The organism is Blastococcus haudaquaticus, assembly GCF_900230285.1.
Taxonomy (GTDB): domain Bacteria; phylum Actinomycetota; class Actinomycetes; order Mycobacteriales; family Geodermatophilaceae; genus Blastococcus_B; species Blastococcus_B haudaquaticus.
The window spans coordinates 961943-983271 of sequence record NZ_OCNK01000002.1 but is presented as its reverse complement, the minus strand read 5'-3'; the positions used below and the strand labels follow the sequence as shown (position 1 = coordinate 983271).

Below are 21329 nucleotides of genomic sequence, written 5' to 3'. Positions count from 1 at the left end.
GCGCCGGTGGTGCGGCCGGAGCGGATGGCGGCGGCGCTGGAGCAGGGCGTCGACCTGGCCGAGGTCGACCGCACGTTCAGCACCGTCGCCGCCGAGCACCGGATCGAGCAGCTGACGCGGGCCGTGCACCACTACCTGTCCCGCCTCGACCCCGACGGCCCCGAGCCCGACCCCACCGAGGACCGGTCGCTGACTTTGGCCACGCTGTCCGACGGCACGGTGGTGATCCGCGGCCAGCTGGACGCGGTCGGCGGGGAGAAGCTGACGACCGCGATCGAGTCGGTCGTGCAGGCCGACCGGCCCCGAGGTGATCGGCGGACCCGCGCCCAGCAGAACGCCGACGCGCTGGTGCAGCTGGCCGACAACCAACTGGCCTCCGGCGGGCTGCCGCGGCTGCGGACGGTGAAGCCGCACGTCGTCGTCACCACGCGGGACGCCGACTTGTTCGCCCGGGCGAACGGCGCAGCGACGGTGAGCACCGGGTTCGGCAGCCTGATCTCCGCGGAGAAGGCGCGGATGCTCGCCTGCGACGGCAGCATCACCCCGGTCCGGATCGACGAGCACGGCAAGCCGCTGAACATGGGCCGCACCCACCGGGTCGTGCCACCCCACCTGCGCAAGGCCGTCGAACTGCGGGACGACGCGTGCGTCTTCGCCGGCTGCGGAGCCCCGAAGTACTGGTGCGACGTGCACCACCTGATCCACTGGATCTTCGGCGGGGAGACGTCGCTGGAGAACTCAGCGCTGTTGTGCGAGCGGCACCATACGAAGGTCCATCACGGATTCCGGGTCCAGCGAGGGCCCGACGGACGATGGCGCACCTTCCGGCCCGACGACACCGAGATCGTGATCGGCCGGCCACTGCTCGTCTGACGGCACGCGGGGTGCCGGTGCCCCGGCCTGCGCGCCGGGGCACCGGACGTGGCTCAGACGACCCGGCGTGCGGTGTTGTAGCCGTACATCGAGTCGACGGGCACGACGGCGACCGGCTTGCCGTAGGTCGACGAGTGCACCATCTGGCCGTTCCCGATGTACATCCCGACGTGGCCGACCGGGTCGTAGAAGAAGATCAGGTCACCCGGCTGGAGGTTCGCCCGGTCGACGTGGACCCCGGCTGTCGACTGCGCCCGCGACGTGCGGGGGATCGACACCCCGGCAGCCTGGTAGGCCGAGAAGGTGAGCCCCGAGCAGTCGTAGCCGCCGGGTCCGGTGCCGCCCCAGACGTACGGCTTGCCCTGCTGGGCCAGCGCCGTGTCGACGGCGACCTGCGCGGCATGGTTCGGCGCCGCGACCGGGGCGGCTGCCACGGCGACCGGCGCCGCGGCAGCGCCGGCTGCCGGACCGCCGGCGTCGGCCGTGGCGGTCAGGGGAGTGAGCGCGATCCCCGCGCCGGTGAAGAGGGCGAGGGCTGCTCCGCGGAAGGAGCGACGGCTGATCGTGGACGTGCGTGTAGTCGTCATGGACGACGCGTTCTCCTGTTCTCCATCAACCGCCTACCGAGTTAGCTGACGGGTTCGGGCGGGGAGATCGCCCGGCGGGACCGGTGGAGCCGGTCGCGCTTCACCCCAGTACTGCGGTGGGTCCCCGGTCCGGCAGCGGACGACGTCCGATGCCGGTTCGGCGGTGCCTGGACGGGTGTCACCGGAGGCGGTGACGACGGGGCCCGTCGAGACGGCGATGACGCTAGGTCGGCCGATGGAGGCCCGCGAAGCGACCGATGACGGCACGGGCGGGTCGATCAGGGTGGTTGCGAGAGGCCCCTGGACGGCGACTCGCGAGCCGACCACGGCCGACGTCTCCCGCCGTTCGGGAACGAGTCCGCCTCACACAACGGAACGCAATCGGCCGCTTACTTCGCCTCCGCGGCGTGGCGGCACGCACCGTCCCCGCCGGCTCGCGCGAGTCGTCCGGCAGGGACGCTGCTCCCGGCCAGATCGGGACCGGTGCCTCACGACGCCGGGACGGCTCCCGCCCCACCGTGGTCCGCATCCACCGGGAGGGACCCGGCGGGTGAAGGAGGTGGACCCATGACCGCTGAGCCCGTGTCCCCGGCTCTGTCGGACACCATCGCGCGAGACGCACCGAGCCCCCGCCCGGCGCCGATCGGACGGCGCACCGCCGTCGTCTGCCTGACCGTCGGCGCCACGCTCAATCTCACCGAGGCGCTGATCGGCCGGATCGTGGGCCAGAGCGGCTCGGTAGCCGGCAGCCTCGAGGCGTGGGAGGCGCAGCGCACGCTCGCCACGACCGGCCTGGTCCTCGGCACGCTGGGCGTTCCGTTCCTGCTGCTGGGTCTGGTCGCGATGGCGCAGTTGCTTCGGCCACGCATGCCGCGGCTGGGTGCCACGGCCGCGGTGCTCGCCGTCGTCGGTGGCCTGGGCTTCTTCGGGATCCACACGGTCGGGATCGTCGAGGCCGCGGCCGTCGACCAGCCTGACCGCGGGGCGATGGTCGCCCTGCTCGAGGCGACGCAGAACAGTGCGCTCGGTCTGCTGGTCGTGGTGCCGTTCCTGCTCGGCATGGCCGGCTCGGTGCTGCTCACCTCGATCGGCTACCTGCGCACCCGCGTCGTGCCGATCTGGATCCCTGTCGTGCTGCTGGTGTTCCTGGTCCTCGACTTCGGCGGGTTCCAGACGGGCCCGGTCGACCCGCACTGGCTGTTCGTCGCCGCCTCCGTGGGACTGGCTGTCGTCGTGGCCCGGATGACCGACCGCCAGTGGTGGACCGGCCGTACTCCGGGCGCGGCAACCTCCTGACCAGCGGCCATCCGGTCGGTAGCGTCGCCGCGAGGTGGAGGAACCGGTGTTCAGGGAGCGCGGAGCGCAGAGGGGCCGGGCCGCCACCGTGGCGGCCCGGCTCTCCGCGGTGGCCGCGATGGGCTGGCTCGCCGCCGGCCTGGTCGCCCACGTGGCCACCCCGGCGGCGCAGCGCCCGGACCTCTTCGGCAGCCCCGAGCCGCTCATCGGCCCAGCCATGGCGATCGTCGGCGCCGTCCTGCTGGGCCGGGTGCCGGGACACCGCGTCCTGCAGCTGATGACTGTCATCGGCTGCTTCGCCTGCGTCTACGCCGGCTCCGCCGGCCTCGCCGTGTACGGCTTCACCGGTGGCGACGACCCGGCCCTCGTGTTCCGGATCGCCGCCTGGCTCACCCTCTGGACCTGGGTGCCGTCGTTCGTCTCGTTCGCGACGCTGCTCCCGCTGATCTTCCCGGACGGCCGGCTGGTGTCCCGCCGGTGGCGCCCCGTCGCGATCACCGCGCTCACCCTCATCGCCACGATGTCGCTGCTCACGGCGTTCACCGACATCCAGCCCGAGGGTGACCAGCCGCCGAATCCCGTCGCGATCAGCCTGCCGAGACCGGTCCTGGACGCCGTCCAGACGGTCCTCGACCCGGTCCTCCCGGCGCTCGCACTGCTCGGGCTGGCCAGTCTGGTGCTGAGGTTCCGCCGCACCGATCCGCAGGGACGACGGCAGATCGCCTGGGTCGGCTACGCACTGGCGCTGGCGACCCTCGCGGCCTTCGTCGCGCCGCCGCCGGTCAACGTCCTCGTCACCCTCACCGTGCCCCTCGCCATCGGTCTCGCGGTCGTCCGCTACCGGCTGTTCGGCATCGACGTCGTCCTCAACCGCACCCTGGTCGGGACGGCGCTGCTGGCCTGCTCGGCGCTGGTCTACATCGCCGTCGTCGGCTGGCTCGGCGGCCTCGCCGGTGCCCCGGACTCGGTGATCGGCTTCATCGGAGCCGTGTCGGTCGCCGCGGTCTTCCACCCGCTCTACGTCCGCATCCAGCGTGCCGTCGACCGGCTGCTGCACGGGTCCCGCGGCGATCCCTATCGCGTGCTCGGTCGGGTCACGGAGGTGCTCCGCGACGCCGCCTCGCCGCGCCCTGCGCTGGCCGGGGCAGTCGCGGCAATGGCGGCCGACCTCAAGCTGCCCGCGGTCTCCGTGCGGGTCGATCGGCCGGAGGCGTCGCCGGTCGTCGAGTCGGTGGGGGAGCAGGCGCTCGCTGTCCACGCCTTCCCCCTGCAGTGGCACGACGACGTCGTGGGCACCCTGCACGTCGCCCACCGCGCGGGTACCGACCGACTCGACCCGGTCGACGAGTCGCTGCTGGCAGATCTGGCCACCCAGCTCGCCGCCGTGGGTTTCGCCTTGCGGCTGGCCACCGACCTGGAGCGCTCCCGGGACGGGCTGGTCACCGCCCGGGAGGAGGAGCGCCGGCGGATCCGCCGCGACCTGCACGACGGCCTCGGTCCGCAGCTGGCGTCGGCGGTCATGGCCCTGGACGTCGCGGCGCGCGCCCTCGGGCAGGAACCGGCCCGCGCCGTGCCCCTGGTGACGACGGCGCGCGAGCAGCTGCAGGACGCCGTGGCCGACGTGCGCCGCATCGTGCACGACCTCCGCCCTCCGGCCCTCGACGACCTCGGGCTGCTCGGCGCACTGCAGGCAACCGGGCCCGGACTTCTGCCCGGACGCGACGGCGCCCCGCAGATCCGGATCAGCGGCAGCGGCGAGCTGTCCGAGCTGCCTGCGGCCGTCGAGGTCGCAGCCTTCCGGATCACCCAGGAGGCGATGACGAACGCCATCCGGCACGCCGGCGCCGAGCACATCACCGTGCGGCTGGCCGGGGAAGGCGCCTCGGTCGGCATCGAGGTCGTCGACGACGGCCGCGGCTGCCCGGGCGACGCACCGGCCGGGCTGGGCCTGCAGTCGATGCGCGACCGTGCCGCGGAACTCGGTGGCACGTGCCGCATCTCCGACGCGCCCGGTGGCGGTACCCGGGTGACCGCCGTCCTGCCGCTGGGAGGGAACCCGTGATCCGGGTGGTCATCGCCGACGACCACCCCGCCTTCCGCGCGGGGCTGCGGCTGCTGTTGCAGGACAGCGGGCTGGACGTCGTCGCCGAGGCCCCTGACGGGCCGGCGGCCGTCGACGCCGTCATCGAGCACCGCCCCGACGTCGCCCTGCTGGACCTGAAGATGCCGGGACTCACCGGGGTCGAGGTGACCGGGCGCCTGCACGAGGTCGCACCGGAGACGCGGGTCCTGGTGCTGACGATGATCGAGGCCGACGAGACCGTGCTCGCCGCCATCCGCGCCGGCGCCTGGGGCTACCTGCTCAAGGGCGCCGGGCAGGAGGAGATCGAACGCGCCGTGCGGTCCGTCGCGGACGGTCAGGTCGTCTACGGGACCGGCGTCGCCGAGCGGGTGATGGCCCTCCTCGCCGCCGGGGCGGGCGCGACGGTCGGCCCGTTCCCGCAGCTGTCGGATCGGGAGCGGGAGGTGCTCCGGCTCGTCGCGGAAGGGCGCGGTAACGCCGAGGTCGCCCGCCGGCTTTTCCTGTCGGAGAAGACGGTCCGCAACCACGTCTCGAGCATCTTCGCCAAGCTGGGCGTGACCGACCGCGCGTCCGCCGTCGCCCGAGCCCGTGACGCCGGCATGGGCGGACAGTGACGGCCCGATCGGTGAACCCGGGCACCTCTGCGGTTGGCCGGCCGTTCATCGGGGCAACGAGTCAGTCAGTCAACAACGAGGAGGCGAACATGGCAGGCATGCTCAGGAAGCTCATCGCGTCGGGTGTCGCGGCGAAGGTCATCTCGGAGGCCAAGAAGCCGCAGAACCAGGCGAAGATCAAGAAGATGATCTCGGACTTCCAGAACAAGAACAAGGGTGGCACCGGCCGCACGCGCGGCTACTGACTCCTCCAGACGCAACAGCGCCCCCTCCCCGGAATCCCGGGTGAGGGGGCGCTGTCGTGTCCGCCGCAGGCCGCCGGTCATCGCTGCGGAAGGAGCCGCTGAGGCACTTGGGGCAGGAGGAGATCCCTGTGCAACGGCACTTGCGAAAATGGTCGGTCCGGTCCGCTCGTCGTGGCACTGTCCCGCAGAACGGGGGTCCACGACGCCGACTGATCGGCGATCGACATCACGGCTCCCGGTACCACTTCTACGGGGAGAATCACGTGACTCAGCCTTACGCACCGCCGCAGCCGCCCTACGGCCCGCCGCCCACCGGCCAGCCCTACGGCCAGATGCCTGTCGGCCAGGCGCCCTACGGGCAGCCCCCGGTGGCGCCAGCCCCGGAGAAGAAGCCGCTCTGGAAGAAGACGTGGTTCCGCGTGGTCGCGGCCCTCTTCCTGCTCACCGTCATCGGCTCGGCGATCAACGGCGGCGACAAGGCTGAGACGACCGGTGCTGACGCTGCCGTCGACGCACCCGCCGCCGGTGCCGACGTCGTCGCGCCGGCCGAGGAGGCCGCACCGGAGGAGCCGTCCATGCCCGGCATCGGGCAGGCCGCCGCCGACGGCGACTTCAGCTTCGTCGTCTCCGGTGTCGACTGCAGCCTCACGGAGATCGGCAGCCAGTACATGAGCACCCAGGCACAGGGCCAGTTCTGCGTCGTGGACGTGGCCGTCACCAACATCGGCAACGAGTCCGGCACCTTCTTCGGTGACAACGCCACGCTGCTGAACGCCGAGGGCCAGGAGTTCTCCGCCGACACCGAGGCCGCCATCTACCTCGACGACTCCGACTCGCTCCTCGAGGAGATCAACCCGGGCAACACCCTGAACAGCAAGGTCGTCTTCGACGTCCCTGCAGGCACGACCCCGGCCGCTATCGAGCTGCACGACTCCGCCTTCTCCGGCGGCGTCACGGTCGCTCTGCAGTAAGTCGCGAACGCAGCATTGGCACCCGGGCGCTCCGTCTTCCGACGGGGCGCCCGAGTGCGTTCAGGGGCGCGGATTCGTCCGGGTCCAGCCGCGGTCGTCGCGGCGGGCACCCATGCCGGCCGCGCACTTCCGGCAGACGTCCGCGACCTCCTCGGCGTGCCGGCCCGACGCCGGCTGCACATCGGCCCAGCTCACGTGCGGGAAGCGGGCCAGCCGCGACCGGTACAGCGACAGCCCGCACACGGTCTCGTTGCGGCCGCGCTCCCACGCGTGCACCTCACCGGCCGGGTAGCGGATCCCGTCCTCCGGGTCCCGCCACGTACCCCCGGCGGCCACCGACGCGCTGCGCACTGCCATGGGGCCGCCCCTACCCGGGGCGGCCCCGTCTCTACCCGGCGTCGCGCCGCAGCAACGACCAGCCGCCCGCCACCAGCGCCACCCCGGACCAGCCGACCAGCAGCGTCGTCGCCTGAGCTGCCGACATCTCCGGCTCGCCGAGCAGCGTCCAGATGGCACCCGACCCCGGCAGCAGCTCACCGAGATCGGCCATCCACTGCACACCGAACGCCGGCAGCAGGAACGGCAGCACGAGCTGCAGCAGGAACACCGTCGCCAGCGCCCCGGCCGTGCTGCGCAGGAACAGGCCGACACCCACGGCCAGCACGCCGCCGGCCACGAGTACCGCGGCGATGCGGCCGAGGCTGTCGGTCACGTCCCCGGTGGAGAGCGACAGGTCCGCGATCAGCCACGCGGCGACGTCGGCCACGAAGGCCAGCAGGACCGCGGCCACCGCAGCAGCGAGAACCGGCACGGTGACCCGCGCGGCCAGCAGGACCCCGCGGCGCGGCGTCCACTGCAGCGTCGGCGCGATCGCACCGCTGGCGTACTCCTGCGTCACCGCGAGCAGCACCATCACCAGCAGCGCGAACTGACCGAGGAGCACCCCGAACTCCCCGGCGGCAGTGGCCGGCGGCAGGTCCCCGGACGCGGTCACGTTCTCCGCGTCGAACGCCATGATCACGCCGATGCCGACGATGGTCACGGCGGCTGCCAGCAGGCACCACCACGTCGACCGCACGGTCCGCAGCCGGAGCCACTCTGCGGTGGCGGCGCGGCCGTAGACGGTCAGCGTCCCGGGCTCCTGCAGGTGGACGGCGGTCATCGCTGCACCATCTCGGGGGTCTCGGTCACGCGGTACTGGACGCTGTCGCCGGTCAGGTCGAGGTACACCTGCTCCAGCGAGGACTGCTCCTGGGCCAGCCGGTGCACAGCCACGCCCACCTCGAGTGCGACGTCGCCGACGGTCTCCGGCGAGGCGCCCTCCACCAGCAGGTCGCCGCCGTCGGTCGGGTGCACCCGCAGGTTCCGGCGCAGCAGCGCACCGGCCAGCTCATCGACGGACGGCGTGCGCACCCGCACCCGCCGCTGCGCGTTCTCGCCGCGCATCACGTCGTGCATCGAGGCGTCGGCGATCAGCCGCCCGGCCCCGATGATGACCAGGTGGTCGGCGGTCTGCTCCATCTCGCTCATCAGGTGGCTCGACAGCAGCACCGTGCGCCCCTCGTCGGCCAGCCCGCGCACGAGGCGCCGGATCCATCGCACGCCGTCCAGGTCCAGGCCGTTCATCGGCTCGTCGAACAGCAGGACGGCGGGGTCGCCCAGCAGCGCGGTCGCGATGCCGAGCCGCTGGCGCATGCCGAGCGAGTAGCCCTTCACCCGGCGCCGCGCGGCGGGCCCGAGGCCCACCTGGTCGATCACCTCGTCCACCCGGCGCTGCGGGATCCCGTGCGTGCGGGCCGCCACCCGGAGGTGGTCGCGTCCGCTGCGGCCGGGATGCACGGCCCCGGCGTCGAGCAGGGCGCCGGCCGCGTGCAGCGGCTCGGCCAGCGTGGCGAACGGCCGGCCACCCACCAGCGCGGATCCCGCCGTGGGCCGGTCGAGCCCGAGGATCATGCGCATCGTGGTGGACTTGCCCGCGCCGTTCGGTCCGAGGAAGCCGGTCACCTTGCCGGGGGCGACGTCGAACGTCAGGTCGTCGACGGCCCGGATCACGCCGTACTGCTTGGTCAGCCCGCGAACCTCGATCATGCGAGCCACCGGGAGAGGGGAGTCATGACACGGAGCCTGTCGGGGGAGAGGGCCCCCGCGGATCACCCGGCAGCACCGATCTCGGTCCCCCGCGAGGGGGAGGGCAAGAGCGCGCTCACGGGGGAATCCCGCGGCGCGACAGCAGGTCAGGATCGAGCCGTGTCATCGACGACGACGTTCCCCGCCTCCGCGACCGAGATCGCTGCCGGCCTGCGCGGGCTGGTCGCAACCGCCGCCGGCCCGGGTTGGCCCGGACGCCTCCTGTACGCCCTGGCGAACCTGCCGGTCGGCGTCCTGTGCCTGGCCCTGTACTTCGCGCTGTTCGGCTCGGTGTTCGCGGTCATCTACGGCGTCGGCCTGCTGCTCATCCTGCTGGTCCTCGCGACCATCCGCGGGTTCGCCGGCATGGAGCGCGGGCTGGCCGGCGTCCTGCTGGGCGTCGACATCCCCGTCGGCGAGCGCGTCCGGCGCCAGCCCGGGCTCCTCTTCAAGGCGCGGCGCCTGGTGCAGTCGGCCGGCACCTGGCGGGCGGTCGGCTGGCTCGGTGCACGGGTCCTGATCGGCGCGGCCACGCTCGCCACCCTCTTCTTCGGCATCCTGGCCCTCTTCGCGCTCAGCGAGGGGATCGACTGGAACCTGTTCAACGCGCTGCCCCTGCTGGCGCTCATGGCGGCCGTCGTCGTCGGGACCCTCGTCGTCCTCGACCTGCTGGTCCGGCTGGCCGCCGCCGTAGCGCCCCGGCTGCTCGGCGTGGGCGCCGAGCAGCAGATCGCCGCACTCCAGCAGACCGGCCGCCGGCTGGCCGACCGCAACCGGCTGGCCCGCGACCTGCACGACACCATCGGGCACGCGCTCACCGCCAGCCTGCTGCAGGCCACCGCTGCCCGCCGCACGCTGACCCCGGTCGAGGACCGGCCGCTGCAGGCCGACTTCGCCCGCCAGGCGCTCGGCCACATCGAGACCAACACCCGCGCCGCGCTCGCCGAGCTCGACCGGGTCCTCACCGTGCTGCGGGCCGAGGACGGCGGCCATGACCCCGCCCCGTTCGCCCCGCCGTCGCTCGACGACCTCGAGGACCTGCTCGCCGGGCTGCGGGACGGCGGCCTGCCGGTCGCCCTGGTGGTCGACGGCGACGTCGAGGACGTGCCGCACGGCGTCCAGGAACTGGCCTACCGGGTGGTCCAGGAGGGAACGACGAACGTGCTGCGGCACGCGGGCACCCCGCTCACCGTCGCCCAGGTCGTCCGCAGCGGCGACACCCTCGTCGTCCGGGTGTGCAACGAGCGCGCCTCGCAGCTGGACAGCCGGCCCGGCCCCGGCGGTGGGCGCGGGCTGGCCGGCCTGCGCGAGCGGACGGCCGCGGCCGGCGGCACCCTCGCCGCCGAGCCGACGCCTACCGGCGGCTTCGAGCTGAGCGTCACCCTGCCGCTGTCGGGCGCCGCGTGAGCCTGCGGCTGCTCCTGGTGGACGACGACGTGCTCGTCCGCTCGGGCCTGCGGGTCATCCTCGAGACCGAGCCCGACCTCACCGTGGTCGGCGACGCCGGCACCGGGCGGGAGGCGCTGGAGGTGGCGGCCCGGACCGATCCCGACGTCGTCCTGATGGACGTCCGGATGCCCGACATGGACGGGATCGCGGCGACCCGGGAGCTGGTCGCCCGCGATCCGCAGCGCCCGCGGGTGCTGGTGCTGACCACGTTCGAGGACGACGACTACCTCTTCCGCTCGCTGCAGGCCGGGGCGAGCGGCTTCGCGTTGAAGCGGTCGGACCCCGACGAGCTGGTCGACGCCATCCGGGTCGTGGCGCGGGGGACGTCGCTGGTGCTGCCCGACCTCACCCGGCGGTTGATCGCCTCGCACGCACCGTCCCGCGCACGGGGCCCGGCCGCCCTGCCCGAGCTGACCGGGCGGGAGGCCGACGTGCTGCGGCTGGTCGCCGGCGGGCTCTCCAACGCCGAGATCGCCGGCGAGCTGTTCCTCAGCCGCGAGACGGTGAAGACCCACGTCAGCAGCGTGCTGCTCAAGCTCCGCGCGCGGGACCGCACGCAGGCGGTCATCGCCGCCTACGAGAGCGGCTTCATGACCGCCTGACCGGATCCGGTGTAGACCGGACCCGTGCATCGCATCGCCGTCCTCGACGACTACCAGTCCGTGGCTGCCGACTTCTGCGACTGGTCGCGGCTGCCCGACCCCGCGGAGGTGGTCGAGTTCCACGACTTCGTCGGCGACCCCGACGAGCTCGTGGCCCGACTGCAGCCCTTCGACGTCGTCGTCGCCATGCGCGAGCGGACCCGGTTCCCCCGGGAGGTGCTGGAGCGGCTGCCGGACCTGCGGCTGCTCGTCACCACCGGCATGCGCAACAAGTCGATCGACGTCGCAGCCGCCGCCGAGCTCGGCGTCACCGTCTGCGGCACGGCGTCGCAGCCGACCGCCACCGCCGAGCTCACCTGGGGCCTGATCCTCGCGGCGCTCCGACACATCCCGCAGGAGGACGCCGGCATGCGGGCCGGGGGCTGGCAGACGACGATCGGCGGCGACCTGGCCGGCGCCACCCTCGGCGTCATCGGCCTCGGCCGGCTCGGCTCCCAGGTGGCCCGCATCGGCAACGCCTTCGGCATGGACGTCGTCGGCTGGAGCCAGAACCTCACCGCCGAGCGCGCGGCCGAGGTGGGGGCCCGGCGGGTCGAGCGGGAGGAGCTCTTCGCCACGGCCGACGTCGTCACCGTCCACCTGCTGTGGTCCAAGCGCACCCGCGGCCTCATCGGCGCCGACGACTTCGCGCTGATGAAGCACACCGCCGTCTTCGTGAACACCAGCCGCGGGCCGATCGTCGACACCGCCGCCCTGATCGACGCGCTCCGGGACGGCCGCATCGCGGGCGCGGGCATCGACGTCTACGACGAGGAGCCGCTGCCGCGCGACCATCCGCTGCGGGAGCTGCGCAACGCCGTCCTCACCCCGCACCTCGGCTACGTCACCCGCGCCACCTACGAGGTCTTCTACCGCGACTCGGTGGAGGACGTCGCCGCGTTCCTCGCCGGCGAACCGCTGCGGGTCATCAACTGACGGGGAGTTGCCTTCCCAGCATGCTGGCGCCGTAGGCGACCGAAGGAAATCACAAGGCCGTCCCGGATGGCCGTCGGTCTGTCGTTCGAGGTCGACCAGATCCTCTCTGGATCCCACTGGCTCAGATCGCCCCAACGAGCACCGTTCGAGAGAGGACAGGGCGCGTGGCGTGCCCATGTGGCCGCACCTGTTTCGCGCCAGTAGTCTCGCGCGATGCCGGATATGCTCGCATGGGGCAGCGCTCGCATCCCGGTATTTGCATCGGTGCCGTCCAAACTGGACGAGCAACAGGTGGCGTCCAAACGCTATATCTACGGCCGCCTGGCGGAGGTCGGTCTAGAACCTAGGACCGTGGGTGCGTCCGACCGCGGGATGTACAACCCGCTCCATGAGGTTCGTACGCTGGCCCGCCACTGTGCAGGCGGCATCATCCTCGGGTACACACAGATTTCTGCCAAACGAGCATACGGCAAGACCAATGACCTTGACGGCATGGTGATAGAAACGGTCATCCGGGAATACCACGCACCGACCCCGTGGAATCAACTGGAAACAGGCATCCTATTCGGCCTCGGTCTCCCTCTCTTCGTGCTCAAGCAGGACAGAATCACTGGCGGGGTGTTTGACGAGGGTGCGAGCGACGTCCTCGTTCATCCGATGCCGATGCCAGGAAAGAGCTGGGATAAGGCGCGCCCTGATGACCTTAAGAATCCAGATGCCTGCATCGGATTCGACGCAGCGTTGTTGCGCTGGCAGGGACTGGTTCGGTCGCAGTACTACAGGGATCACTGACGAGCTGATCTCGTGACAGAGGCACCCCGGCCCGACCCATCGGCGGCTTTCGCAGCAGCAATGATTTCCGCCTACCACGACGGCAGTCGATCCTTGACGTCGGTTCTTGAAGAACTCGCTATTCCGGTCGGCCGACCCGTGCTTGTCGTGGTGGGCTGGGCGGGGGCGCCCCTCTCAGAGGAGGTCCAGGACGCACTGAAGCTCCTCTTGGAGACCGTCGTCGCACCGGTGTGCCGCGATGAAGGCGTCGTGGTCGTATCGGGTGGGACCGACTCCGGTGTCATGGCGGCCCTCGGTGAAGCGATGGCCGAGCACGCACCGGGCGCGGAGCTCGTGGGTGTGGCGCCCCACGGAAAACTGATCGGGTACGGCGCAGCCCCGGGCGATCTCGACTCCACCCTTCCCGAGCGCCACCACAAATTGCTGCGCACGACCGGTGACGCGTGGGGCTCCGAGGGCCCGACGTTGGTACGGGTCGCTGAGCGGATCGCCGGCCGCTCAGGGGTGGTAATGCTGGCCGTGGGCGGCGGCTGTGGCACGCATCGGGAGATCAAGCTGGCGGCCCGCCGACGGTGGCCGGTGGTCCTCATGACAGGCAGCGGCGGTGAGTCGGAGCGGCTGGCGGTGGCTCTGCAGCTTCTCGCGACGCCGATGCCGCCGCCAGAGCCCGGTCGGAAATCTCTTGCGGATGACGACGATGTCCAGGCCGCAGCTGTGGACGGGGGCTTCGCCGCCAACGACTTGCGAGAACGTGCGCAGGTCGAGCGGGCGCTTCGCTGGCGTCTCAGCGACAACGCGCTCCTCCGCGAAGCATGGGCTCGATTCGCTGCGCTGGATGCTGCAGCGACGGCGCGAAAGCCACCCACAACCCGACTTGCAGCGTCGGTACTGGTTCTAGCCAGCATCACTCTCATCTGCGCTTTGCTAGTCGGATTGTCTAAGCCGTCTCCCGGCGGCGGGCTTCCGTTCATCAGTCCTTTGGCGGGCGACGTGCTTAAGGGCGTCGTTACGGCGTTGCCGCTGATCGCCGCTGTGCTCTTGGGTCTGATCGAAAGGCGCGCTCGGAGCGGTACATGGGTAGAACTTCGGGCAGCCGGCGAGTCAATTCTCCGCGAGATCTATCGGTTCAGGTGCGGCGTCGGTGGATACCAGGGGTCCGAGGCGACCCCCGCGCTGCTAGGGGAGGCGCTGTCCGCTGTCGACTTGAAGACCGGAGGCCGGTCCACGACGTCGAGCGGGGGCGGTCCGCCGTCTGTGGTCTGGCCCCCGCGCTCCTTGTGCGCACGCATACCGCCGGCGGACTCCTTACTGGGGCCACTGAGTCCGCCCAGCTACGACGAGGCTCGGGTCGTGGACCAACTGTCGTTCCTGGAACATGCCGTGCGACAAACGGAGCGCGAAGCCACCCGGCTAGCGCTGGCGCTCTTCACAGTGGGAGGAGGTGCGGCATTTCTGCTAGCGATCTCCTGGCGATGGGAAGACGTGACGGCCGGGGCAGCGGCTTTGACCGGTGTCGCGGCGGCGCTGCTGTCGTGGCGCGAGTATTCACAGCGCGAGGCGAGAGCGGAGGCGATGCGAATGACCTGCGTGGCGGTTCGCTCTGCTCGGGCCCGATGGCTGGCTCTTCCGTCCGAGGCAAGAAGTGCGACAGCCCAGCTCGCAAATTACGTCGCGGAGGTGGAGGAGGCCTTAGCCACCGAAGGCTCGGCTTGGGAGCGCTCCCTGCACCAAGCTCAGCAAGGTTTCCTCGATCGCTACAAGCGGTGAGGAAGTCGAGACGGCACGGTGCTCAGAGAGACCGTGACCGCCCGGACTCCGCTCCAAGGCAATGCGAATCAGCCGCTTCCTCGCACCAATAGTCCCGAGGGAGATGTGGCCTTCGCTGATAATCATCGCGCCGAGCTGAACTCCTGCTCGCCGATCACCGAGAGCAACTGCAGCTTCTGGGCGTCCTCGCTGCCCGGGACGGCGGTGAGCACGAGCAGCACCTGCGCCTGGTTCTCGGTGAACAGCGCCTGGCAGTCGACCGCGATCTCACCGAGCTCGGGGTGCACCAGCGTCTTGGAGTCGTCGAACCGCTTCCCGACCTCGTGCTGGGCCCACACCTCGCGGAACTCCGCGCTCTCGGCCTGCAGCCGGCGCACTATCTCCTGCGCCCGCGGGTCCGGCCCGCCCGCCGTCACCGCCGCGCGGAGGCCCGCCACCTGCAGCCGGCTCTGATGGGCGTGGTCCCGCTCCGGGTAGTGACGGCGGGCCTCCGGATCGGTGAACCAGCGGAAGATCGCGCTGCGCGCCAGCCCCGTGTGGGCGGTCTCGTCGCCCAGCAGCGCCCGCGCCAGCCGGTTCTGCACGAGGGTGTCGGCGAGGTCGGACAGGATCAGCGCGGGAGTGTCCTGCAGCCGGTCGAAAACCCGCAGCAGCGCCGGGCTGACGTGCTCGGAGCGGCGCACCCGGACCGGCGCGTGGTGCCCGGTCAGCCGGAACAGGTGGTCGCGCTCGTCGAGCGTGAGCCGCAGTCCGCGGGCCAGCGCCGCCACCATCTGCTCCGACGGCTGCGGCCCGCGCTGCTGCTCGAGCCGGGCGTAGTAGTCCGTCGACATGCCGGTCAAAGCGGCCACCTCCTCGCGGCGCAGCCCGGGCGCGCGCCGCCGCGGTCCGGCGGGGAGGCCGACGTCGCCCGGCTGCAGGGTCTCGCGACGACGGCGGAGGAAGTCGGCGAGCTGGGCGCGGTCCACGTGATCATCCTGCGCGCCGTCGCGGCGGGGATCCAGGGACCGCCGATCCCTGGACAACCGCTCCTCTCCCGCCCGGCCGCGCACGGCCGCACGGTGGAGCCATGAAGACGACGGGAAACACGATGCTGTTCACCGGCGGCACCTCGGGCATCGGCCTGGGCCTGGCGCTCCGGTTCGCCGCGGTCGGCAACACGGTCCTGGTCGCGGGCCGGCGGAAGGACCTGCTCGACCGGATCGTCGCGGAGCACCCGGGCATCGAGGCGGTCGGGCTCGACGTCGCCGATCCGGCGTCGATCGCCGCCGCCTACGAGACGGTCAGCCGCAACCACCCCGAGCTCGACGTGCTGGTCAACATGGCCGGGATCATGATCCCGGAGGACCTGCGCGACCCCGACCACCTCGCGGTCGCCGAGGCGACGGTGACCACCAACCTGCTCGGCCCGATCCGGGTGCTCAACGCGTTCCTGCCCCTGCTCCTGCGCCAGGACGACGCCACGGTCGTGAACGTGTCGTCCGGGCTGGCGTTCGTGCCGCTGCCGGCCACGCCGACCTACAACGCGACGAAGGCCGCCATCCACTCGTGGACCGAGAGCCTGCGGGTGCAGCTGGCCGGCACACCGGTGCAGGTGGTCGAGCTCGTGCCGCCGTCCGTGCAGACCGACCTCATGCCCGGCCATCGGGTCGACGAGAACGCCATGCCGCTGGAGGACTACCTGGCCGAGGCGTTCGACATCCTGCGCACGCAGCCCGACGTCAGGGAGGTCCTCGTCGACCGGGTGCGGTTCCTGCGGTTCGCCGAGGTCGAGGGCCGCTACGACGACGTGCTCACGATGCTGAGCGGCCGGACCGCCTAGGTTCGCGGGCATGACGGACCAGCAGCGGCAGTGGTGGATGGACGCGGAGCAGGTGGTCGGCCGCGTCGTGCAGGGGCTGACCGACGAGGAGCTGGCCGCCGACTCCGGCCTGCCGGGCTGGTCGCGGGCGCACGTCGTCGCGCACCTGTCCCGCAACGCCGACGCACTGGTCAACCTGCTCACCTGGGCGCGCACCGGCGTCGAGACGCCAATGTACCCCTCGCGCGCGGTCCGGGACGCCGACATCGACGCCACCGCCGCGCGGCCGCCGGCCGAGGTCCGCGCCGACAACGCCGCAGCCCGCGAGCGGCTGGCCCGGGCGGTCGACGAGCTGCCCGACGAGGCGTGGTCGGCGGAGGTCCGCAACGGCCAGGGAGTCCCGGTCCAGACGTCGCTGGTGCCGTTCATGCGCGCCAAGGAGGTGTGGGTGCACGGCGTCGACCTGCGGGCCGGGCTCTCCTTCGCCGACCTGCCGGAGGACTTCTGCACCGCCCTGGTCGACGACGTCCTCGGCCTGTTCGCCCGCCGCGAGCAGGCGCTCGACGTCACCGTCGTCGCCACGGGCGTGTACCGGACCTGGGGCGACGGCGGCATCCGGGTGGAGGGCCCGGTCAGCGCGGTCGCGGCCTGGCTCACCCGCTCGGACGCATCGGGGCTCCACGGCGACGTCCCTCCGCCGCCGGCCTGGCTCTAGCCGAGGCCCTGCTACACCAGGAACCGGTAGGCCGTCGTCCCCGGCGCGACGTGCTGGATGCGCAGCGGGCTCGCCTCGATGCGCTCCAGCAGACCAGGGAGGCCGTCGGCCGAGCCGAGCTCGATGCCGGTGAGCGCGGCACCGGTCTCGCGGTTGTCCCGCTTCATGTACTCGAACAGCACGATGTCGTCGTCCGGACCGAGCACCTCGTCGAGGAACCGGCGCAGCGCCCCGGGCTCCTGCGGGAACTCCACCAGGAAGTAGTGCTTCAGCCCGCGGTGCACCAGCGACCGCTCGACCACCTCGGCGTACCGGCTGACGTCGTTGTTGCCACCGGAGAGCAGGCAGACGACCGTCTGGCCGGGCTCGACGGTCACGATCCCGCCGCTCAGCGCCGCCGGTGACAGCGCCCCCGCGGGCTCGGCGATGATGCCGTCGGTCTGGTACAGCTCGAGCATCTCGGTGCAGATCTGGCCCTCGGGGACGGCGAGCAGCTCGGCCCCTGAGTCGCGGACCAGCGGAAAGGTGACGGCTCCGGCCCGGCGGACGGCGGCGCCGTCGACGAAGGTGTCGATCTCGGGCAGCTCGACCGGCTCGCCGGCAGCCAGGGCCGCGGCCATGTTCGCCGCCCCCGCCGGCTCGACGCCGACCAGCCGGGTGCGGGGCGAGGCCGTGCGCAGCCAGGTCCCGCAGCCGGCGAGCAGTCCGCCCCCGCCGACCGGCAGCACGACGACGTCCGGCGCGGCGCCGAGCTGCTCGAGGATCTCGACCGCCACCGTCGCCTGGCCCGTGACCGTGGAGAGCGCGTCGAACGCCGGCACCAGCGTCGCGCCGGTCGTCGCCGCGGAGGCGGAAGCGGCGGCGGCCGCCTCGTCGTAGGAGTCGCCGACCACCACCAGCTCCACCATGTCGCCGCCGAGCGAGGCGATCCGCTCGCGCTTCTGCCGCGGCGTCGTCCCCGGGACGAACACGCGCCCGCGCACCTGCAGCGCCCGGCAGGCGTAGGCCACGCCCTGACCGTGGTTGCCGGCGCTGGCGCACACGACGCCCGCGGCGCGGGCCTCCGGGGAGAGCCGGCTGATCGTGTTGTAGGCGCCGCGGATCTTGTACGAGCGGCCGACCTGGAGGTCCTCGCGCTTGAGCCACACGTCGGCTCCGGTGAGCGCAGAGAGCCGGGCGTTGCGCTGCAGCGGCGTCCGCTCGGCGATCCCGGCGAGCCGGCGACCGGCCTCGCGGACCTCGGCGGGGAAGGCGGCGGGGTCGGTCGTCACGCCGACATCCTTCTCGACGGGCCTGACCGCCCCGCGCGAGGCCTCCGGGTCCGGCGGCCTCGTCGTCCTCAGGTCGGGAGGAGCCGCAGCTTCGGCGAGGTGACCAGCCGCTTCTCCAGCGACACGCGGTGCCGACCGTCCTCGTCCCGCACGAAGGCGAGCCGGTCGACCAGCGCCCGCATGAGCTCCACGCCCCGGCCGCCGTCGAGCGGCGAGCGCGGTTCCTCGGCGCTCGAGGCGCCGACGTCGAACCCGCGACCGTCGTCGAGGACGCTGATCCGGCAGACCTGGTCGTCGATCGAGACGTCGACCTGGTACTCCTCATGCTCGGCGGCGTGCTGGACGACGTTCGCGCACGCCTCGCTCAGCGCCAGCAGGATTTCGTCGATCGGGCCGGTCCCGACGCCGAGGTGCTGCAGCGTCTGCCGCACCAGCCCACGGACCAGCGGGAGACTGCCCGCGTCGACCGGCAGCCGGACGGTGAAGTCGATGTTCACGGCAGCTTCTTCCACTCGGAACCGGTGCCGTTACGCTTCGCTGAGTTGCCGTAGCTGCCAGGGAGCCGATTCGTGCTGTTCGCCATCGAACGGGGAACGGTCGCCGGGCGACCGTCTCTCACCGTACGGGGCGAACTCGACCTCTCGACGGCACCGGTCCTGGCCAAGGCCGTCGACGGCGAGCTGACCCCGCCCCCGCCGGCGCTGGTGCTCGACCTCACGCCCACGGCCTTCATGGACTCCTCCGGCGCGCGCGAGCTCGTGCGCATCGCCCGCAAGGCCGCCGCCGAGGGCGTGGAGCTGCACGTGATCGCCCCGCACACGAACGGTGCCGTGCGGCTCACCATCGACCTGCTGGACCTGGGCACCGTGGTCCCGATCGTGGCCTCGACCGCAGAGATCCCGGCCGGACGGGAAGCCCGTCCGTGACCTCTCCGCGGTGAGCGACCGTCCCGTTCCCGACGCTGCCGGTGTCGACGAGGCGTTGCTGCGCTGCGCGGACGAGCCGATCGCCGTCCCGGGCGCGATCCAGCCGCACGGGGTGCTGCTCGCCGTCACCGAGCCCGACCTCGACGTCGTCATCGCCTCGGCCAACGCGACCACGATGTTCGGCCGCCCGGTGGACGCCCTCGACGAGGTTCTCGACGACGCCGATCTCGACCGGCTGCGGGACGGCCTCGCGGGCGACCTGGCGGAGGTGAACCCGCTCCGGGTGCGCGTCGGCGGGGCCGAGGTGGACGTGGTCCTGCACCGCGCCGACGGGCTGCTGCTCACCGAGTGGGAGCCGGTCAGCGGTGCCGGGCAGGCCGGCGTCGCGTGGCACCGGCGGCTCCCGACGGTGCTCCAGCGACTGGCGGCGGCCACGACGCTCGACGACCTCACGCAGGTGCTGGCCCGCGACGTCCGCGGGCTGACCGGCTTCGACCGCGTGATGGTCTACCGCTTCGACGCCGAGTGGAACGGCGAGGTGATCGCCGAGGACCGCCGCGAGGACCTCGAGCCCTTCTTCGGCCTGCGCTACCCGGCCGGCGACATCCCCGCCCAGGCACGCGCGCTGTACGCCACCAACTGGATGCGGCTGATCCCCGACGCCGGGTACCAGCGGGTCCCGCTCGAGCCGGCCGCCAACCCGTTGACCGGCCGCCCCCTCGACCTCTCCGGGGCGATGCTGCGCAGCGTCTCGCCGGTGCACCTGGAGTACCTGGCCAACATGGGCGTCGTCGCCTCGATGTCGATCTCGCTGATCGACCGCGGCCGGCTCTGGGGCCTCATCGCCTGCCACCACTACGCCGGGGCGCACCGGCCGTCCTACGCCGACCGCACCGCCGCCGAGTTCCTCGGCCGCACCGCCTCGCTGCTGCTGCACACGACGGTGGCCGCCGGAGAGCGCAGCGGCGTGGTCGAGGTGGCGCAGCGGCAGGCCCAGCTCGCCGCGGTCGTCGGCCGCACCCCGCGGGAGCTCGCCGCCGCGCTGACCAGGGGCGAGGTCACCGCGCTGGACCTGCTGCCCGCAGGGGGCGCCGCGGTGCGCATCAACCGGCAGCTGCGACTGCTCGGTGCGACGCCGCCGGCCGAGCGGGTCGAGCCGCTGGTGCGCGCACTCCTCGCGGCCGGCGCCCCGGTCACCGACGCGGTCAGCCGAGCGGTCCCCGGAGCGGCCGATCTCGCCGACACCGCGAGCGGAGCGCTCGTCGTCCCGGTCGGTGGTGACGACTTCCTCGCCTGGTTCCGGCCGGAGACCCTCCGCGAGGTCGCCTGGGCCGGGAACCCGCACCTGTCGAAGACGACGCAGACCGAGGACGGCCCGCGGCTCAGTCCCCGCCGGTCCTTCGACGCCTGGAGCGAGACCGTGCGGGAGACCTCGGTGCCGTGGCAGGCGCACGAGGTGGTGGCCGCGCGGACGCTGGCCGCCGACCTCGCCGCCGCCGCGCTGAGCCGGGCGTCGGAGGACGACCGCCTGAGCACGGCCCTGCAGCGCACCCTGCTGCTGGAGGACCTGCCGAAGGTCCCCGGCTTCGCCCTGGCCGCCCGCTACCTGCCCAGCTCCGAGGACGTCGTCGGCGGTGACTGGTACGACCTGGTGCCGCTGCCCGGAGGCCGGGTGTCGATCGTCCTCGGCGACGTCGCCGGCCACGGGCTGGCGGCCGCCGCGATCACCGCCCAGCTGCGGCACGCGCTGCGGGCCCACCTGCTGCGCGCGTCCGGCCCCGGCGTCGCGCTGGACGGGCTGAACGAGGTCATCGCCGCCCTGCTGCCGGGCGAGATGGCCACGGCCGTCGTCGTCGAGCTCGACCCCTCCACCGGGGAGGTCGTCCTGGCCAGTGCCGGTCACCTGCCGGTGCTGCACGTGACGACCACCGGCACGCACCTGCTGGCCGACGGCCGCGGCCCGGCGCTCGGGCTGCTGGACTCCGCCGGATACCGGGAGACCCGGGTGCGGCTGGCCGGCGAGGACCGCCTGCTGCTCTTCAGCGACGGGCTCGTCGAGCGCGGCCGCGACGGCCTGGCCGCGGGGCTCGAGGCGCTCCGCGACGTCGTCCGCCTCGCGCCCGCCGAGCCGCAGGCGCTGCTGGACGCCGTCCTGACGGCGATCGACCCGCCGGACACCGACGACGTCACCCTGGTGGGCATCGCCCGGGCGTGAGCCCGGGCCGGCGTTCCGCG

General features: G+C 72.6%; 22 protein-coding genes and 1 riboswitch. Of the genes, 15 read left to right on the top strand and 7 right to left on the bottom strand.

Annotated elements, in window-relative coordinates:
- On the top strand, nt 1–873 hold an 873-nt coding region (locus tag CRP30_RS11385; RefSeq protein ID WP_099459159.1), incomplete at its 5' end, for an HNH endonuclease signature motif containing protein.
- Between the two features lie 53 nt (nt 874–926).
- Here CRP30_RS11385 and CRP30_RS11380 read toward each other — a convergent pair.
- Entirely contained in the window at nt 927–1460 is a 534-nt protein-coding gene (locus tag CRP30_RS11380) for a C40 family peptidase (protein WP_097184006.1), read from the bottom strand.
- A gap of 15 nt (nt 1461–1475) precedes the next feature.
- A riboswitch (cyclic di-AMP (ydaO/yuaA leader) is annotated at nt 1476–1633 on the bottom strand.
- A 394-nt stretch (nt 1634–2027) separates the two neighbouring features.
- Between CRP30_RS11380 and CRP30_RS11375 the strand changes: the two genes are divergently transcribed.
- From CRP30_RS11375 to CRP30_RS11360, 5 genes are all read left to right on the top strand, one after another.
- A complete protein-coding gene (locus CRP30_RS11375; RefSeq protein ID WP_097184005.1) occupies nt 2028–2756 on the top strand; it encodes a hypothetical protein in 729 nt (242 codons plus the stop codon).
- Nucleotides 2757–2802: 46 nt separating this feature from the next.
- Nucleotides 2803–4818 (top strand): sensor histidine kinase, encoded by a 2016-nt coding sequence (locus CRP30_RS11370; protein WP_143278446.1) that lies wholly within the window; start codon nt 2803–2805, stop codon nt 4816–4818.
- A complete protein-coding gene (locus tag CRP30_RS11365) occupies nt 4815–5453 on the top strand; it encodes a response regulator transcription factor (RefSeq protein WP_097184003.1) in 639 nt (212 codons plus the stop codon). Before CRP30_RS11370 ends, CRP30_RS11365 begins: the two co-directional genes overlap by 4 nt.
- Nucleotides 5454–5542: 89 nt before the next feature.
- Complete coding sequence (locus CRP30_RS22765; RefSeq protein WP_200814666.1) at nt 5543–5698, top strand: hypothetical protein; 156 nt, start codon at nt 5543–5545, stop codon at nt 5696–5698.
- 263 nt (nt 5699–5961) lie between these two features.
- Entirely contained in the window at nt 5962–6669 is a 708-nt protein-coding gene (locus CRP30_RS11360) for a DUF4352 domain-containing protein (RefSeq protein ID WP_097184002.1), read from the top strand.
- A gap of 60 nt (nt 6670–6729) precedes the next feature.
- On the opposite strand, the gene CRP30_RS11355 is transcribed toward CRP30_RS11360, so the two are convergent.
- From CRP30_RS11355 to CRP30_RS11345, 3 genes are read right to left on the bottom strand one after another with little or no spacing between them, the layout of a single operon-like run.
- Nucleotides 6730–7026 (bottom strand): hypothetical protein, encoded by a 297-nt coding sequence (locus CRP30_RS11355; RefSeq protein ID WP_097184001.1) that lies wholly within the window; start codon nt 7024–7026, stop codon nt 6730–6732.
- Nucleotides 7027–7057: 31 nt separating this feature from the next.
- Nucleotides 7058–7831 carry a hypothetical protein gene (locus CRP30_RS11350; protein ID WP_097184000.1) on the bottom strand — a complete coding sequence of 258 codons (774 nt, stop codon included), beginning with the start codon at nt 7829–7831 and terminating at the stop codon, nt 7058–7060.
- Nucleotides 7828–8757, bottom strand: a complete 930-nt coding sequence (locus tag CRP30_RS11345) for an ABC transporter ATP-binding protein (RefSeq protein WP_097183999.1) — start codon at nt 8755–8757, stop codon at nt 7828–7830. Before CRP30_RS11345 ends, CRP30_RS11350 begins: the two co-directional genes overlap by 4 nt.
- Nucleotides 8758–8916: 159 nt before the next feature.
- Here CRP30_RS11345 and CRP30_RS11340 point away from each other — a divergent pair, with 159 nt between their 5' ends.
- The 5 genes from CRP30_RS11340 to CRP30_RS11320 all read left to right on the top strand — a co-directional run bounded on the left by CRP30_RS11340 (nt 8917) and on the right by CRP30_RS11320 (nt 14381).
- Entirely contained in the window at nt 8917–10203 is a 1287-nt protein-coding gene (locus CRP30_RS11340) for a sensor domain-containing protein (protein WP_159961694.1), read from the top strand.
- On the top strand, nt 10200–10847 hold the full coding sequence (locus CRP30_RS11335) for a response regulator (protein WP_097183997.1): 648 nt from the start codon (nt 10200–10202) through the stop codon (nt 10845–10847). Before CRP30_RS11340 ends, CRP30_RS11335 begins: the two co-directional genes overlap by 4 nt.
- A gap of 24 nt (nt 10848–10871) precedes the next feature.
- Nucleotides 10872–11822, top strand: a complete 951-nt coding sequence (locus CRP30_RS11330) for a D-2-hydroxyacid dehydrogenase family protein (RefSeq protein WP_097183996.1) — start codon at nt 10872–10874, stop codon at nt 11820–11822.
- A 213-nt stretch (nt 11823–12035) separates the two neighbouring features.
- Entirely contained in the window at nt 12036–12614 is a 579-nt protein-coding gene (locus tag CRP30_RS11325) for a hypothetical protein (protein WP_143278445.1), read from the top strand.
- A 60-nt stretch (nt 12615–12674) separates the two neighbouring features.
- On the top strand, nt 12675–14381 hold the full coding sequence (locus tag CRP30_RS11320; protein ID WP_097183994.1) for a DUF4231 domain-containing protein: 1707 nt from the start codon (nt 12675–12677) through the stop codon (nt 14379–14381).
- Nucleotides 14382–14503: 122 nt separating this feature from the next.
- On the opposite strand, the gene CRP30_RS11315 is transcribed toward CRP30_RS11320, so the two are convergent.
- Nucleotides 14504–15349, bottom strand: a complete 846-nt coding sequence (locus CRP30_RS11315) for a helix-turn-helix transcriptional regulator (RefSeq protein ID WP_097183993.1) — start codon at nt 15347–15349, stop codon at nt 14504–14506.
- A 101-nt stretch (nt 15350–15450) separates the two neighbouring features.
- Here CRP30_RS11315 and CRP30_RS11310 point away from each other — a divergent pair, with 101 nt between their 5' ends.
- A complete protein-coding gene (locus tag CRP30_RS11310; RefSeq protein ID WP_097183992.1) occupies nt 15451–16203 on the top strand; it encodes an SDR family oxidoreductase in 753 nt (250 codons plus the stop codon).
- 10 nt (nt 16204–16213) lie between these two features.
- Nucleotides 16214–16897: a maleylpyruvate isomerase family mycothiol-dependent enzyme gene (locus CRP30_RS11305; RefSeq protein WP_097183991.1), complete on the top strand. Its 684-nt coding sequence runs from the start codon at nt 16214–16216 to the stop codon at nt 16895–16897.
- A gap of 11 nt (nt 16898–16908) precedes the next feature.
- On the opposite strand, the gene ilvA is transcribed toward CRP30_RS11305, so the two are convergent.
- Both ilvA and CRP30_RS11295 read right to left on the bottom strand, forming a co-directional pair.
- Complete coding sequence (gene ilvA, locus CRP30_RS11300) at nt 16909–18168, bottom strand: threonine ammonia-lyase IlvA (RefSeq protein ID WP_097183990.1); 1260 nt, start codon at nt 18166–18168, stop codon at nt 16909–16911.
- A gap of 68 nt (nt 18169–18236) precedes the next feature.
- Entirely contained in the window at nt 18237–18665 is a 429-nt protein-coding gene (locus CRP30_RS11295) for an ATP-binding protein (RefSeq protein ID WP_159961692.1), read from the bottom strand.
- A gap of 72 nt (nt 18666–18737) precedes the next feature.
- On the opposite strand from CRP30_RS11295, the gene CRP30_RS11290 reads away from it, so the two are divergent.
- A complete protein-coding gene (locus tag CRP30_RS11290) occupies nt 18738–19094 on the top strand; it encodes an STAS domain-containing protein (protein ID WP_159961689.1) in 357 nt (118 codons plus the stop codon).
- Between the two features lie 10 nt (nt 19095–19104).
- The gene (locus CRP30_RS11285; protein WP_159961686.1) at nt 19105–21309 is read left to right on the top strand and encodes a SpoIIE family protein phosphatase; all 2205 of its coding nucleotides are present in this window, start codon (nt 19105–19107) and stop codon (nt 21307–21309) included.
- Nucleotides 21310–21329: the final 20 nt, after the last annotated feature.

Coding starts and splice junctions, on each gene's coding strand:
- CRP30_RS11375 (WP_097184005.1), top strand. CDS start 2,028: ATGACCGCTGAGCCCGTGTCCCCGGCTCTGTCGGACACCATCGCGCGA.
- CRP30_RS11355 (WP_097184001.1), bottom strand. CDS start 7,026: ATGGCAGTGCGCAGCGCGTCGGTGGCCGCCGGGGGTACGTGGCGGGAC.
- CRP30_RS11320 (WP_097183994.1), top strand. CDS start 12,675: ATGATTTCCGCCTACCACGACGGCAGTCGATCCTTGACGTCGGTTCTT.
- CRP30_RS11305 (WP_097183991.1), top strand. CDS start 16,214: ATGACGGACCAGCAGCGGCAGTGGTGGATGGACGCGGAGCAGGTGGTC.
- CRP30_RS11345 (WP_097183999.1), bottom strand. CDS start 8,757: ATGATCGAGGTTCGCGGGCTGACCAAGCAGTACGGCGTGATCCGGGCC.
- CRP30_RS11310 (WP_097183992.1), top strand. CDS start 15,451: ATGAAGACGACGGGAAACACGATGCTGTTCACCGGCGGCACCTCGGGC.
- CRP30_RS11380 (WP_097184006.1), bottom strand. CDS start 1,460: ATGACGACTACACGCACGTCCACGATCAGCCGTCGCTCCTTCCGCGGA.
- CRP30_RS22765 (WP_200814666.1), top strand. CDS start 5,543: ATGGCAGGCATGCTCAGGAAGCTCATCGCGTCGGGTGTCGCGGCGAAG.
- CRP30_RS11350 (WP_097184000.1), bottom strand. CDS start 7,831: ATGACCGCCGTCCACCTGCAGGAGCCCGGGACGCTGACCGTCTACGGC.
- CRP30_RS11325 (WP_143278445.1), top strand. CDS start 12,036: ATGCCGGATATGCTCGCATGGGGCAGCGCTCGCATCCCGGTATTTGCA.